The sequence below is a fragment of the Streptomyces sp. NPDC054770 genome (assembly GCF_053611985.1).
Genome location: NZ_JBSHBL010000057.1, coordinates 23986 through 38132, shown reverse-complemented (window position 1 = coordinate 38132; position 14147 = coordinate 23986). Strand labels below are relative to the sequence as shown.

At 71.8% G+C, this 14147-nt stretch carries 11 protein-coding genes and 1 tRNA gene; 9 read left to right on the top strand and 3 right to left on the bottom strand.

Features of this window, described 5'->3' with window-relative positions:
• Positions 1 to 139 precede the first annotated feature (139 nt).
• The 6 genes from ACWGKQ_RS36710 to ACWGKQ_RS36685 all read left to right on the top strand — a co-directional run bounded on the left by ACWGKQ_RS36710 (position 140) and on the right by ACWGKQ_RS36685 (position 8120).
• Positions 140 to 2389: a HAMP domain-containing protein gene (locus tag ACWGKQ_RS36710; protein WP_453296370.1), complete on the top strand. Its 2250-nt coding sequence runs from the start codon at positions 140 to 142 to the stop codon at positions 2387 to 2389.
• A gap of 15 nt (positions 2390 to 2404) precedes the next feature.
• Positions 2405 to 3865, top strand: a complete 1461-nt coding sequence (gene pgsB, locus ACWGKQ_RS36705) for a poly-gamma-glutamate synthase PgsB (protein ID WP_453296369.1) — start codon at positions 2405 to 2407, stop codon at positions 3863 to 3865.
• Positions 3862 to 4344 carry a poly-gamma-glutamate biosynthesis protein PgsC/CapC gene (locus ACWGKQ_RS36700; protein ID WP_350782017.1) on the top strand — a complete coding sequence of 161 codons (483 nt, stop codon included), beginning with the start codon at positions 3862 to 3864 and terminating at the stop codon, positions 4342 to 4344. Before pgsB ends, ACWGKQ_RS36700 begins: the two co-directional genes overlap by 4 nt.
• Positions 4345 to 4387: 43 nt before the next feature.
• The gene (locus ACWGKQ_RS36695; protein ID WP_453296368.1) at positions 4388 to 5467 is read left to right on the top strand and encodes an NlpC/P60 family protein; all 1080 of its coding nucleotides are present in this window, start codon (positions 4388 to 4390) and stop codon (positions 5465 to 5467) included.
• A 56-nt stretch (positions 5468 to 5523) separates the two neighbouring features.
• Positions 5524 to 7662, top strand: coding sequence for a glycosyltransferase family 39 protein (locus ACWGKQ_RS36690; protein WP_453296367.1), 2139 nt, complete (start codon positions 5524 to 5526; stop codon positions 7660 to 7662).
• 128 nt (positions 7663 to 7790) lie between these two features.
• Positions 7791 to 8120 carry a hypothetical protein gene (locus ACWGKQ_RS36685; protein ID WP_453296366.1) on the top strand — a complete coding sequence of 110 codons (330 nt, stop codon included), beginning with the start codon at positions 7791 to 7793 and terminating at the stop codon, positions 8118 to 8120.
• A gap of 46 nt (positions 8121 to 8166) precedes the next feature.
• On the opposite strand, the gene ACWGKQ_RS36680 is transcribed toward ACWGKQ_RS36685, so the two are convergent.
• Positions 8167 to 8238, bottom strand: a tRNA-Val gene (locus ACWGKQ_RS36680).
• A 206-nt stretch (positions 8239 to 8444) separates the two neighbouring features.
• On the opposite strand from ACWGKQ_RS36680, the gene ACWGKQ_RS36675 reads away from it, so the two are divergent.
• The 3 genes from ACWGKQ_RS36675 (at position 8445) to ACWGKQ_RS36665 (ending at position 10741) form a co-directional block, all read left to right on the top strand.
• The gene (locus ACWGKQ_RS36675) at positions 8445 to 9833 is read left to right on the top strand and encodes a hypothetical protein (protein WP_453296365.1); all 1389 of its coding nucleotides are present in this window, start codon (positions 8445 to 8447) and stop codon (positions 9831 to 9833) included.
• 68 nt (positions 9834 to 9901) lie between these two features.
• The gene (locus tag ACWGKQ_RS36670) at positions 9902 to 10441 is read left to right on the top strand and encodes a DUF4383 domain-containing protein (protein ID WP_453296364.1); all 540 of its coding nucleotides are present in this window, start codon (positions 9902 to 9904) and stop codon (positions 10439 to 10441) included.
• 75 nt (positions 10442 to 10516) lie between these two features.
• A complete protein-coding gene (locus tag ACWGKQ_RS36665) occupies positions 10517 to 10741 on the top strand; it encodes an FmdB family zinc ribbon protein (protein WP_453296363.1) in 225 nt (74 codons plus the stop codon).
• Here the strand turns inward: ACWGKQ_RS36665 and ACWGKQ_RS36660 are convergent.
• On the bottom strand, positions 10738 to 11550 hold the full coding sequence (locus ACWGKQ_RS36660) for an HAD family hydrolase (RefSeq protein ID WP_453296362.1): 813 nt from the start codon (positions 11548 to 11550) through the stop codon (positions 10738 to 10740). The genes ACWGKQ_RS36665 and ACWGKQ_RS36660 overlap by 4 nt on opposite strands.
• A complete protein-coding gene (locus ACWGKQ_RS36655) occupies positions 11550 to 14147 on the bottom strand; it encodes a phosphoribosyltransferase (RefSeq protein WP_453296361.1) in 2598 nt (865 codons plus the stop codon). Before ACWGKQ_RS36655 ends, ACWGKQ_RS36660 begins: the two co-directional genes overlap by 1 nt.

The window sequence follows — 14147 nt, the reverse complement described above, 5'->3', positions numbered from 1 at the left end:
GACGCTAGAGTGTTCGGTCTGTAGAACATTCGGGCGCCCGGCGCCAATTGACAAAGGATCTGCTGCCCTGCCCTCCGCCCCTCGGGCGCCGCGCCGACACCGCACCCGCCGCCGCGCCGATATGCCGATGCTCGGCGGGGTGCGCCCGCCGATCGCCTCACTCGTCGTACTCCTGCTGGTGGTCGCCGCCCTGACCATGATCGGCCTCGACGGCATCCATTCCGCGGGTGTGCCGCAGGCGGTGTCGGACGGGGAGCAGCAGATCGCCGCCGACACCGCGCTGTCGATGCGCACCACGATCGACGCCGAGGCGAGCACGGTACGCCGTGCGGCCAAGGCGTACCCGGCGACGAGCACATCGACCCCCGCGACCACGCTCAAAGCACTGACTTCTGCCAGGAAGGGGATCCTCGGCAGCGCGCTGCTCGACCCGAAGACCGGCAAACTGCTGGCAGCCGGCGGCAAGACGGTGCAGCTGGCCGGGGTGGACGTCGCCAAGACGGCATCCGGGCACGGGTCGATCCCGCCCCGGCTGGTGACGTCGGACGGCACGCGGCAACTGCTGTACTTCGCCAAGATCACGCTGCCCGCGCAGCAGGAGGACGCCAACCAGGACCAGAACCAGGTCCCCAGCGGGCCCGACCGGCAGTGGCTGCTGGTGGTCTCCGAGGCGCTCCCCGCCCCCACGGCGTACGGCGACGGGCGCACCGCCGAGGTGCTGGACGCGAGCGGCACCGCGCTCGCCACCGCGTCCCACGGCACGGCGTCGCCGGCCGCCGCCGACAGCGGTCTGCCCTCGGCGGCGGCCAGCGCGGCGAAGGGGTCGGGGCATGACACCGACGCCTCGGGAAGCCTGCAGGGCGCCGCCACGGGCAACCGGCACACGGTGGCCGGCTGGGCCCAGGTCGCTTCGACGACCGGTCCTGGCGACACCGACGACCTCGGTCTGGTGGTGCTCACCTTCCGCGCGGTGCCCGCCACCACCACCGCCGTCGACTACTCGGGCTTCGCGCTCCAGGCCGCGGGGGCGCTGGTCGTGCTCGCGCTGCTGCTCGGGCTGGCGCTGCACTTCTTCCTGCAGCGGCCGCTGCTGTTGCTCTACCTGTCCGCCGGCCGCCTGGCCCGGGGCGCGACCGAGGACGGGCCGGCCGCATGGGAGGAGCTGTCCCGGCCGGTGCCGGTGAACGGCTTCGGGGAACTGGCCCGGATCGGGCGGGCGCTGGAGTCGCTGCGCCGGCAGCTGCTCGGCGAGGGCCCGCAGGAGTTCCCGGTCCGGCGCGGACCGGGCTACCGGGCGCTGGCCGGGGTCGGCGTGCTGGTGCTGGTCTGCTGGGCGGCACCGATGGTCTTCGTGCTGAACCGGGCGGACACCGCGACCGCGGTGCCGGCTTCGGTCCTCGCCGTCCAGCAGACCCGCACCGAGATCGCGTCGAACCGGGTCCGGCAGTCCCTCGACCAGCTGTACACCGACCTGAGTGACGCGGCCGCGAGCCTGCCGGGCAGCGACCGGGCCGCCCAGACCGAGGTGCTGCGGCGCACCCTCGCCGACCACAAGCAGTTCCGCTCGCTGTATCTCCTGGACAGCTCGGGCGGCATCACGCTGCGCGTGGGCGGGTCACCGCTGCGCACCATCGTCCACGTGCCCGGCGGCGGCGGGATCACCACCGTCAACACCTCGGGCCGGATCCCGGCGATCGCCGCCTACACCCAGGTCCGGACCGTCAAGGGCAAGACCCCGGCGGCCGGCGTGGTCCTGTTCGGCGAGATCGACGTGAAGGCACTCAACTCCATTCTGTCCAGACCGAAGCTGGGCAGCGTCTGGGTGACGGACAGCGACGACAAGGTGCTGGCGGCGAACGTGGGCTACCGCGCCTTCCAGTCGCTGCCCGACTCCGGTCTGAGCCGTCTCGCCCGCGCCACCCAGGGCGCCCCGGGGACCGCGGGCACCGCGACCTCGCAGGTGCTCCGCACGTCCTCCGGTCCATCGGTCGACGGTGCCGCGCCGCTGGCGCAGAGCGGTCCGACGGCCCGCCTCGGCTGGCACGTGGTGACCGCGGAACCCGCGGCAGCGCTCCAGATTCCCGCGGTGCAGGCCGAGCAGCGCACCATGCTCGCGGGGATCCTCGGCCTCACCCTGGGCGCTGCCTGCCTGGGCTGGCTGCATGTCGTGGTGGTCCGGCCGCTGCGCTCGGTCGCGGTGCTCGTCGAGCGGCTCGCCGGCGGAGACCGCCGCACCGTGCTGCACCCGGTCAACCACGACGAGATCGGCTCGGTCACCCGCAGCCTGGAACTGATCCGCCAGGCCCTGGCGGAACGCGACCGGGCGGCCAGATCCGGCCAGACCGCCGGGCCCTCCCCGTCCCTGCCTCAGACCACCCTCCAGCGGTAGAAGGACGGAATCGGCGTGCTTTTCCTCTATGTCATAGTCCTGCTGTGCTGCGCCGGGCTGTGGATCGCCGGAATCGTGGAGCAGCGGCGGCACTTCGCCTCGCTGGAGCAGATACCGACGCGGGTGCTGGTCAACGGCATCCGCGGCAAGAGTTCGATCACCCGGCTGTGCGCGGGCGCGCTGCGCGGCGGCGACCTGGTCACGGTGGCCAAGACCACCGGCACCGCGGCCCGGTTCATCCATCCGGATGCCACCGAGGAGCCGATCTACCGCAAGTTCGGGCTGTCCAACATCGTCGAGCAGATCGGCATCGTGCGGCGGGCGGCGACCTACCGGCCGGACGCGCTGGTGATCGAGTGCATGGCGGTGATGCCCGCGCTGCAGGAGATCAACCAGGAGAAGCTGATCCGTTCCACGATCGGCGTGCTGTGCAATGTCCGCGAGGACCATCTGGAGGAGATGGGACCGACCCTGGACGACGTCGCCCGCTCGCTCTCCCGCTCGATGCCGGTGGGCGGGGTGTGCGTGACGGCGGAGAAGGACCGCCTGCACATCCTCCAGGAGGAGGCCGACAAGCGGAACTGCCGTCTGATCGCGGTCGATCCCGAGTCGGTGACCGACGCCGAGCTGCGCGGCTTCAGCTGGTTCACCTTCAAGGAGAACGTGGCGATCGCGCTGGCCGTGGCCGAACTGCTCGGCGTGGAACGGCAGACCGCGATGCAGGGCATGTGGGACGCGCCGCCCGACCCGGGCGTGCTGTCGGTGGAACGCTACGTCACCCCCGAGGGCAAGCAATTGCGGTTCGCCAACGTCTTCGCGGCCAACGACCCCGAGTCGACGCTGATGAACGTCCAGCAGCTGGAGGATCTGGGCGCGATCAGACGGCCTCTCAACGTGGTCATCAACTGCCGCCCGGACCGGGTGGAGCGCAACGGCCAGATGGGCGCGATCGTCCCCGATCTCGCCGCCGAGACGGTGTTCCTGATCGGCCACCCGACCAAGAGCGCCCGCGACGCGATCCCGGCCGCCTTCACCGGGCGGGTGGTGGATCTCGGCGGCGACCGCCGGGACCCCGAGGAGGTGACCGAGGCGATCCTCGCGGAACTCGGCCCGGCCTCCTCGATGGTGGCGATCGGCAACATCCACGGCCAGGGCGAGCTGTTCCTGGAATGCCTCGCCGGGCTGCCGCTGGACGACTCCGAGGATCCGTTCGCCGCCGTTCCCCAGGGCGACGGCCTGGACCAGGAGACCATGCAGATCGCGCTGGTCCGGCCGCAGGTCGCGATGGGCCGACCGCCCGAGCCGGAGCCGTACAGCTGGGTGGCACCGCTGGAGACGACCCACAGCTTCCACATCCCCAATCAGCGGGAACTCGCCCGCCAGTTCGCCGCCCGCCACGGCCGGCCCGACAGCCAGAGCGCCACAGAGGACCCGCGCTACTCCTACGATCAGCCCCAGTCCACGAGGAACCCGTGATCCCCGCCAACCTCACCGCCCAGACCGCCGCACTCGGGATCGCCCTCGGGCTGGTCTTCTCGCTCGTCTGCTATCTGACCACCAATCTCTCCCCCGGAGGGATGATCACCCCCGGCTGGATCGCCCTCACGCTCGTCACCGACGTGCAGATGGCCGGGCTGATGGTCGGTGTAGCGGCACTCACGTACTTCACGACGAGGCTGCTGCAGCGCACCGTGATTCTCTACGGCAAGCGGCTGTTCGCCGCCGTGGTGCTGAGCGCGGTGCTGATCCAGACCACCGTGATGCTCGCCCTCAGCCACGAGTTCCCGCTGCTGTACACGTCACAGACCCTTGGCTTCATCGTCCCCGGTCTGGTCTCCTACCAGATGGTCCGTCAGCCGATGGCGGCCACGGTCATCTCGACCACGGCCGTGACGCTGGCCACGTACGTGGTGCTGGTCTCCGGTCTGCTGATCGGCGTCCTGCCCACCGGGTGACCTGCCCACCACCCTCACACCCCGTATTCCAGGAGGATCGGCCATGCACTCCCACTCCGCCGGCAGAGGCAGCCGCCCGAATCGCCGCGCTCTGCTCGGGACGATCGCGGGCGTGGCGGCCGCCGGGGTGACGGGCGGGTACGCCTGGAGCCGCCTCGGGCACGGCAGCGGCGACGACGGCGACGGCACGGCCGCCGACGGCACGGGCACCGGTTCGAGCACCGGGAAGCGGACCTTCGAGCGGCTGTCCGGGCCCGACCGCACCGTGGTCCGTGCCGCCGACGGCGGCACCCTCGCCACGTTCACCGACGGAGCCCGTACGGCCGTGCTCACCGGGCGCACCCGCAGCTTCAGCGAGCCGCGGACCACCGAGGCCAAGGTGACCACGGACGCCTGGGTGCGGGTGCTGCCGCACACATGGCAGCAGGGCATGGAGAAGTCCGCCTGGTTCACCAGCTGGTTCGACAAGACGCTCGGCGACACCAGCCCGGACGTCTTCGCGGTGGCGTTCCAGTACAGCAGCGCCGGGGCGCCCGACAAGCACAACGCCAAGGGCGTGCGCTACGCGGGCACCGCGCACTTCGGCCCGCGCAATTCCGAGGTCAACAACCCGTTGGACTTCGCCTACCACGACGAACAGTCCGACTTCTACGACTACCTGGGCGTTCCCTGGACCTTCCCGGACGGCTCCAGCGTGCAGCCGGAGCAGGCCCGCTACGGCGACGTCGACTGCTCCGGCTTCCAGCGTCTGGTGTGGGGCTACCGCATGGGCATCCCCCTGCACAACACCAACACCAAGGGCACCGGTCTGCCGCGCCGCGCCTTCGCCATCGCCGCCTACGGTCCCGGCCGCCTGGTGATCCCGCACACCGGCACGAAGCAGGCCACCGACCTGGGCATCCTGCAACCCGGCGATCTGGTGTTCTTCGCCATCATCAAGGACCGGCCGGACTTCATCGACCACTGCGGCATGTACATGGGCCTCGACGACCAGGGCAGGCACCGCTTCTACTCCAGCCGCTCCGCCGCCAACGGCCCCACCCTGGGCGACCTGTCGGGCCGCTCGCTACTGGACGGCACCGACTTCTACGCCCGCGGCTTCCGGTCGGCCCGCCGCCTGTGATCACGCCGCCAGTGCACCGCGGCTCCACCTGACCTGCTGATCCAAGGACCACTGCCATGACCGCCATCCCCGCCGCCCGGCCCACCGGAGCGCACCGAGGCCGCCGGGCGGCGAACCGCCGATCCGGCCTGCCGGAAGACGCCCCGCGCTGGGAGCGCCCGGCGCTCGCCGCGGTGCTGGCCGTCGCCACGCTGCTGTACTCCTGGGGCATCGGGCACGCCGCGCTCCACCCCTTCTACGGTGCGGCGATACGGTCGATGGCCGGCAGCTGGCGGTCCTTCTTCTTCGGCGGGCTCGACGTCAGCGGTTCGGTCAGCATCGACAAGCTGCCCGGCGCCCTGTGGCCCGACGCCGTCTCCGTCTGGCTCTTCGGCCCGCACACCTGGGCGGCCGCTCTTCCGCAGGTCGTCGAGGGCGTGCTCACCGTATGGCTGCTGCACCGGATCGTACGGGCCTGGGCCGGGCCGTTCGCCGCGCTGATCGCCGCGCTGGCGCTCACCGTCACCCCGGTCACCGTGGCCCTCAACCGGGCCACCATCCCGGACACCGCGCTCACCCTGCTCCTGGTGGCGGCCGCCGGGGCGCTGCAGAAGGCGGTGCGCACCGAGCGGCTGCTGCCGCTGATCACCTGCGGGATCTGGGTCGGGCTCGCCTTCCAGGCGAAGATGCTGCAGGCGTGGCTGGTGCTGCCGGTCTTCGCCGCGGTGTACCTGGTCGTCGCGCCCGGAACGCCGTTGAAGCGGGCTCTGCGCGTCCTGCTGGCCGGTGTGGTCGCCCTGACGGTCTCCTGCTTCTGGCTGCTGATCGCCTGGGCGACGCCGGCGTCCTCCCGCCCCTACCTCGACGGAACGTCCGACAACAATCCGTTCGCCCTGGTCTTCGGATACAACGGCCTGAGCCGCTTCAGCAGCGACTCGACCGCGTTCGGTGCCGTCGCGGGCACCGCCACCAGCCGCACCACCGGCAACACCGGCTGGGACATGCTGATCAACCAGACGGTCGGTCCCCAGGTCGCCTGGTTCCTGCCGCTCGCCGTGCTCGCCGCGGTCCTCGGTGTCGTCTGGCGCGCCGGTCAGCCGCGAACCGACATGGTGCGGGCGGGATTTCTGCTGTGGGGCGGCTGGCTGGCCGTGCACGCCCTGGTGTTCAGCGCCTCCAACGGCAACCACGCCTACTACATGGCCGTCATCGCCCCGGCGCTCGCCGCGCTGGCCGGCGGCGGGCTCGCGCTCTTCCGGTCGGAGTACGAGTCGGCGTACGCGCCGAAGGACGGGACGGAGCACGAACCGGAACACGGATCGGAGTACGAGCCGGAGCAGGGATCGGAGCACGGACCGGACCACGAGCCTGAGCACGAGCCGGAGCCTTGGTCGCCGTACCTGTCGGCGTACGGTTCGCAGGGCTGGTCACCGCACGTGTCACCGTACGAATCCGAGCCCGGGCCGGCGCACGAACCGGAACCCCGGTCCGAGGCCGAGTCGGGCGGCCGACGGCACCTGGCGCTGCCGGCGGCGATCGTGCTGACGGCGGCCTGGGCGCTGGTGCTCGACTGGCCCACCCTATTCGTCTCCTGGCTGCTGCCGGTCGCCGTGATGCTCGCGCTGTGCGGCGTGGTGGGGCTGTGGGCCCGTGGCCCGCGCACCTCCTCGCGGATGGTCCACGCGGCCCTCGCCGCCGGAATCGCGGCCACCCTGGTCGCACCGGCCGGCTGGGCCGCCTCCAGCCTCGACTCGCTCTACGCGGGCGCCGCCACCGCGCCGATAGCCGGTCCGGTCGGCAACGCGTACTACGACAGCGTCCGTCAGCACCACGCTCCGCAGCGGATAGGCCTCGACCAGCCCAGCGCCCGCGACACCGCCCTGCTCGACTACCTCACCGAGCACCGCAACGGCGAGAAGTACCTGCTGGCCACCCAGGCCGCCTACGGCGCCGAGCCCCTGCTGCGTGCGAAGTCCGAACCCATCCTCGTCATGGGCGGCTTCACCGGCAACACCCCCTTCCCCACCGCCCGGCAGCTCGGCAGCCTCGTCGCCGCCCACCAGCTGCGCTATGCGCTGCTCACCACCCAGCGCCCCACCACCGCGGTCACCACCTGGGTGAAGTCCCACTGCACCCGTGTCCAGCCCGCCGCCTACGGCCGCAGCGCCGGCGGCAGCTTCACCCTCTACGACTGCAACGCCCAGAAGCAGAAGTAGGACCGCCGGGCCCGCGCCCGCGAGGCGCCGGGGATCAGCACTGGTCCCCGGCCACCCGGCCACACTCGAACACATGAACCCCACGAACGAGCTCGCCACTCAAATTCGAACAGGCGTACCATTGCCGCGTGGCTGCGACCTATGACTTTCCGAGTGACCTTCTCGCCGGTCAGGAGGAGCTGCATCAGGTCCGGGCCGAGCTGTCGGCCCTGCTGAAGCGGCTCCCCTGGTCGGTCGTGCCGCTGGACGGATACAGCGACGACAGCGGCTGGCGCAAGGTGGAGCGTCCCGCCTCGCCGGGCTGGACCGAGGACCAACAGGCCGAAGTGGAGAAGCTGCGCCGCCGCGAACACGAGCTCGCGGTGTTCGTCAGCGGCCACCGCTTCTGGGCGGAGATAACGGCACCGGACCGCATGGACGCCCGAAGCCGCCTCAAGCACGCACACGAGGAGGACTGAGAACGCGAGAAGACCCCGGCCGATCCGGCCGGGGTCTTCCTCGAAGTGGGCGCGGACGGTTTCGAACCGCCGACATCCTGCTTGTAAGGCAGGCGCTCTACCCCTGAGCTACGCACCCGAGACGATTCGACAGCCTACATCGTCCCTGGCACTGTCCCGCAATTCCGTTTGAGCGGAGTCGGGAGCGGGAGGCGAACCGTCGCCCCCGGCCGACCAAATGATCACGCGAACCGCGAACTGACCGACCCGTGTGTTCGTCTTTCACGGGTGGGAGAATGATGTGGCCCCCACAGCACAGGGCCTACCGCGGCACGGGAGAGGGATGTGACGGCGACAACGACGACACCCGGGCAGTCGTATGCGCCTCCCGCACCGCCCCGGCGCGGTACCGCCGCCGCCCTCCGGGACGCCCTCGTCCTCATGAGTCTGCCGCTGGCGGCCGTGCTCGTGGTGCCCGCGGCGTTCGCCGGCGGGGGGACCCGGCGGTGGTTCGGGGGACGGGCCGAGGGCCAGCGGGCCGAGGCTCAGGCGGCCAAGGACGCCGCCGCGGCCGCCTTCTACGAGCTGGACACCGCCCAGCGGGATCTGCGGATCTCCATAGAGACCATCTCCGCCGTAGACGACTCGCCGGCCGCCCGTCGCGCCGTGTCCGACTTCGCGGCGCTGGGGCGGCGGATCGACGAGGCCAGTGACCGGTACATCCAGGCCATCGACGCCTACGACCTGGACCGGGACGATCTGGAGGCCGCCGTCGCGTCGCGGGCCCGGGTGGACATCACCCGCGCCAAGGACGAACTCGTCGGCGTCAAGCGGGAGCTGGACCGGTTCGGGGAGTCGCTCGGACCGCTGCTCGGCAAGGCCGAGACCCAGCTGGCCCGGCTCGCGCCCGCCGTGGAGCGGGCCCGGCAGGCGCTGCTGGCGGCCAGCAACGCGCTGGACGCCGTACGGAAGACGCAGCTGCGGGCGGACGATCTCGCGGCTCGGCTGGCCGCCCTCTCTCCTGAGCTGACCAAGCTCAACCAGGGGGCCGGGCAGCATGGTGCGCAGGCCACGCTGGAGCGGGCCGGGCGGGTGCAGCGGGAAGCCGAGGCGATACGGGTCGAGGCCGAGCGGCTGCCGGAGAAGGCCGCCGAGATCGATCACCGGCTGGTGAGTCTGCGGACGCGCGCGCAGGCGCTGACCACCCGGGCCGGGCAGGTCGACCCGGTCCTCAGCGAGCTGCGGCGGCGGTTCTCGGCCGCCTGCTGGCAGGATCTCCAGCAGGTGCCCGAGCAGGCCGCCCAGAACGTCCGGCAGGCCGAGCAGAAGCTGCGGGAGGCGCAGGCCGCGCGGGACGCGCAGAAGTGGGCGGACGCCACCTCGCTGCTGTCCACCGTGCGGGCGCTGCTGAACAGCACCGACGAGGCGGTGTCGGCGGCCGGTGACCGGCTGGCCCGGCTGAACACCGCGCAGAAGGATCCGCAGGCCGAGATCGAGCGGACCCGGTTCGCGATCCGGGACGCGCAGCGGCTGGCGATGGCCGGGCGGACGAGCCCGGATCCACGGCACGCGCGGCCGCTGGACGACGCGGTGGCGCGGCTGGAGCGGGCGGCCGGGTCGCTGGAGGGACGTCATCCCGACTACTGGCACTTCCTGACGGAGACGGAAGCGGTACGGCAGTCGGTCGCGCGGGTGGTGGGTCAGATCCGGGAGGACCGCGGCACCGGCCACTGAGGCGTTTGCCGAGGAGCGGTCCCGGGCGGATATTGGGTAGGACCCGCATTCGATACCAGGAGGCGGAGATGGCCTCGCACGTCACACACTCGGGGACTCGGCCGAAGAAGATCAACTTCGATGAGGCGCTGCCCGTCGACCACCGGCTGAACAGGATCTACCGGATCGGGGCCGGCCTGATGGGCCTGTTCCTGCTGGCCTTCGGCATCCTCGGGCTCACCGACAACATCGGCTTCTTCGACACCGGCGGGAACACCGCGATCGGCCTGAACACCAACGGCGCGCTGAGCGTGCTGTCGATCTGCGTCGGGCTGCTGCTCTTCGTCGGCATGGTGATCGGCGGGAACTTCGCGTCCACGCTGAACATGGTGCTCGGCGTGCTCTTCATCCTGAACGGCTTCCTGTTCCTGGGCCTGCTCGACACGGACTCGGACTTCCTGGCCTTCAAGATCCAGAACGTGCTGTTCAGCTTCGTGGTGGGCTTGGTGCTGATGGTGTTCGGGATGTACGGCAGGGTCAGCACGAACCTGCCGCACGACAACCCGTACTGGCGGGCCCGCCACCCCGAGGCGGAGCAGCGGGCCGGAGCAGAGACTCAGGTGCGGTAGAAAACGGGTCCATGTGCCTCGGCGCTGCGCCCCGACGCCCGTCACTGTCGCGTCACTGCGGCTAGCCTGTTCCTCATGCCCCGTTACGAGTACCGCTGCCGCACCTGCGGCGACACCTTCGAACTGTCCCGCCCCATGGCCGAGTCATCGGCTCCGGCAGCATGCCCGGAAGGGCACCAAGACACGGTGAAGCTCCTGTCGACGGTGGCGGTGGGGGGTACGGCGGCCGCGTCCGCCGCCCGGCCCGCAGCCCCCTCCGGCTCGGGCGGGGGCTGCTGCGGCGGCGGCTGCTGCGGCTAGCTCCCGGTACGGACCGTCTTCAGGAACTCGCGCAGGATTCGCTCACCGGCGAGCACCCCTCGCTCCGGCAGTGCGGTGATGGCCGGCCCGGTCCACCCGGCGTCGGCCAACTCCCCGTGCCCCGGCCGCCAGCCGCGGTCGGCGGCCAGCAACAGGTCGGCGTCCAGCAACGAGTCCCCCGCGGCCACGGTCAGCTCGGTCCCGGTCCGGCGCGCGACCTCCCGCATCGCCGCGCTCTTCGTCAGCGGCTTCGGCACGGCGTAGATCTTCCGGCCCTGCAAGGACACCGTCCAGCCGCGGTTCTCCGCCCACACCGCGAGGCTCTTCACCCACTCCTCGGGCAGCAGCTCCCGCTCCACGACCAGGTAGGCGAACAGGTCCTCGGCGACCCGGTGCTTGCGCAGCCACGCCGGATCGGCCTGCTCCGCCAGATACGCCCGCACCTCGTCCAGCGGCGCGCACTCGTCGGCCAGCCGCGCCAGCACCCGCGCGTGCCAGTCCGCGTCGGTCACCCCGTCGACCAGCAGATGCCCGCCGTTGGCACAGATGGCGTACCGCGGCGCGGGCCCCGGCAGGTTGATCCGCTCGTACTGCTTGCGGGTCCGGGTCGTGGTCGGCACGAAGACCGCCGCGTCCCCCAGCTCGGTCAGCAACTGCCCGGCCGTCTCCGTCATGTACGACAGCGGCCTGCTCTCGTGCACCTCGACGCAGAGCAGCCGGGGCGCCCGCGCGTCCGGCATGGTCAGCGCCAGCGCGGCCGAGGAGTAGATCAGCGTGCGGTCGAGGTCGCTCGCCACCAGCACCGCCATCAGACGTTCACCGCCCTGCCGTCGGCGCCGGTCGCCCCGCGCGTGTACCTGGGATGGATCAGCCCGACACAGGTGTACGGCAGTTCGCCGACCTCCTCCACCGGTACCCCTCTCTGCTCCGCAAGCAGCCGCACATGGTCCAGGTCGGCGCCCGCCCCGGCCCGCGCCAGGATCTTCCAGGGCACCCGGCGCAGCAGCACCCGGGTGGTCTCGCCGACGCCCGGCTTGACCAGGTTCACGTCGTGGATGCCGTACTCCTCGCTGATCCGCTCGACGGCCGCCCAGCCCTCCCAGGTCGGCGTGCGGTCGGCGACGGCCAGCTCCTTCACGGTCGCGTCCACGGAGTCGACCACCTCGGCGAACCGTGCCACGACGGCGTCCAGGAAGGCCACCGACACGTCGGCGCCGGCCAGCTCGCGGTAGAACTTCGCGCCGTGGAAGTCGTCGGGACCCACCAGGTCGGCCCGCAGCACGGTCCGCGAGATCAGCCCGGAGACGGTCGAGTTGAGGCAGGCGGAGGGGATCAGGAAGTCCTCCCGGGTGCCGTACGTCCGCACGCACGACCCGGGGTCCGCGAGCACCGCGATCTCCGGGTCGAACCCGGAGACACCCGCCCGCTCCTCGAACTCCTCGACCGCGTCGGCCAGTTCCCGGGTGATCGCGCCCTTGCCCGTCCAGCCGTCCACGAACACCACGTCCCGCGGGTCGTGGTGGGCGGCCAGCCAGCGCAGCGCGTTGGCGTCGATGCCGCGGCCGCGCACGATCGACACCGCGTAGTGCGGCAGGTCCAGGCCGTACCGGAACCGCGCCCAGCGGCGCATCAGCACGCCCACCGGGGTGCCGGCCCGGGCCAGCGACACCAGCACCGGCCGCGGCGACCGCTCGGCCAGCACGGTCTCGGTGACCACCCCGACCGCCTGCGCGATCCGCGCCGCCGAGGTGTCCAGGGCGGCGTGGAACAGCGCCTGGTACTGCTCGCTCGGCTGGTACTCCACCGGCAGCGACTCGGCGTAGTGCGCGCCGCCGCTCTGGATCGCCTCCTCGCGCTCCTCGGTCGGCGCCTCCAGCGTGACGTCCGAGAGGTCCTGGAGCAGCCAGCCGACGTCCTCCGCCGGGTACGAGGAGAAGGCGGGGCCGCGGAGGGGCTCGGGCAGCATGGCGGGGCTCTCTTCGGTCAGCGCGGGGACGTACGACGGTACAACCGCCAGCAGGACGTGCGGGGCATGCGCGCCGAGCCGGTCAAGCAGGCCGCCGGGGGCGTGCAGTTCGGGGGTGTCGCCGGCCGAGTCGACGAACAGGACGACGGCGTCGAAGCCGGCGCCCGCCACGTTGTACGCGTAGCGCTCGCCGGGGCCGTCGGCGGGGTTGTCGTGGGCCGGGAAGACGAGGCGGCTGCGGATGGCGTAGCCGGGGTCGTCGACGGCCAGGACGGGCGAGCGGGTGGTGGTGGAGTACCGCACCTCGGCGGGGACCAGGGCCTCCAGCTCGCGGGCGATGCGGAGGGGCGCGTACATCAGCTCTTCGAAGCCGAGGGTGAGCACGCGGCGGGCATCGACGGGGAGCGCTTCGGCGACCCGGGCCGCTATCAGGGGGAGCGCCGTTTCGAGGCGTATGCGGTGGGCCGGGGTGAAGCCGTGCCGCCCGCCGTCGGGGAGGCCTTGCGGCCAGTGCAGGTCGATGCGGGTGAGGTGGGTGATGTGGGGGGTGGTGCGGTTGTCGGTCGCCTGCGGGCCGGTGGGGGCCGTTCGCGCAGTTCCCCGCGCCCCTGGGTAGGTGGACTGGTGGTCGGCTTCAAGGGCAACGCCCTCAAGGGGCGCGGGGAACTGCGCGCTCAGCCCCGACGGCGCCGCGGACGGCTCACGGCCTGCCGCGGCACTCTCTTCGTACTGAGCCACCAGTTCCTGGCCCTTTTCCAGCACGCCCTCGGGCAGCTTCACCGTCCCCGAAGCCGCCGCCACCAGGTCCACCCGCGCGTGGATCTCCCCGGCGAACGACGTCAGTCGCCCCGCGTCCTCCGGTGACCGCATATCGACCAGAGCCACCACGACGTAACGTTTCCGTGGATAACGGGCATGCAGGTCGCGGATCGTGTTCAGGACCGTGTTGCCGGTGGAGAACTCGTCGTCGACCAGGACCAGCGGGCCGTCGCCGGACAGGAGGGCCGGGTCCTCGGGAAGCAGCAGATGCGAGGTCGCGTGCGAGTGGGACTCCTCGAAGCCCCCCGCAGGCACCACCCCGGCGACCGGCCGGCGCGTGGAGTGCAGGTACGGGGCGAGGCCGATGCCGTCGGCGACGGAGTGGCCGAGGCCGGTCGCCGTCTCGGCATACCCCAGGACGACGGCCTGCTGGGCCTCCCGCTCGCCGAGCAGATCCCGTACCCGTCGGCCGAGGGCGAAGCCATGCCCGTACACCACCGACGGCGACTGCGGTACGTGCTTGCCGAGCACGTTGGAGACCAGCAGGTGGGCCCGTCTGGGGTTGCGGCGCAGGGCGAGGCCGAGGAGGGCCGTCAGACCGTCGTCGCCCACCAGTTCGACGCCGAGCCGCTCGGCGACCCAGCTGCCGGACCAGACCCCGTTGTTCGCTGCGATGTTCAT

Bases quoted from the DNA above. Each gene is read 5' to 3' on its own strand.
- ACWGKQ_RS36695 (WP_453296368.1), top strand. From the start codon at position 4,388: ATGCACTCCCACTCCGCCGGCAGAGGCAGCCGCCCGAATCGCCGCGCT.
- ACWGKQ_RS36690 (WP_453296367.1), top strand. From the start codon at position 5,524: ATGACCGCCATCCCCGCCGCCCGGCCCACCGGAGCGCACCGAGGCCGC.
- ACWGKQ_RS36670 (WP_453296364.1), top strand. From the start codon at position 9,902: ATGGCCTCGCACGTCACACACTCGGGGACTCGGCCGAAGAAGATCAAC.
- ACWGKQ_RS36665 (WP_453296363.1), top strand. From the start codon at position 10,517: ATGCCCCGTTACGAGTACCGCTGCCGCACCTGCGGCGACACCTTCGAA.
- ACWGKQ_RS36660 (WP_453296362.1), bottom strand. From the start codon at position 11,550: ATGGCGGTGCTGGTGGCGAGCGACCTCGACCGCACGCTGATCTACTCC.
- ACWGKQ_RS36655 (WP_453296361.1), bottom strand. From the start codon at position 14,147: ATGAACATCGCAGCGAACAACGGGGTCTGGTCCGGCAGCTGGGTCGCC.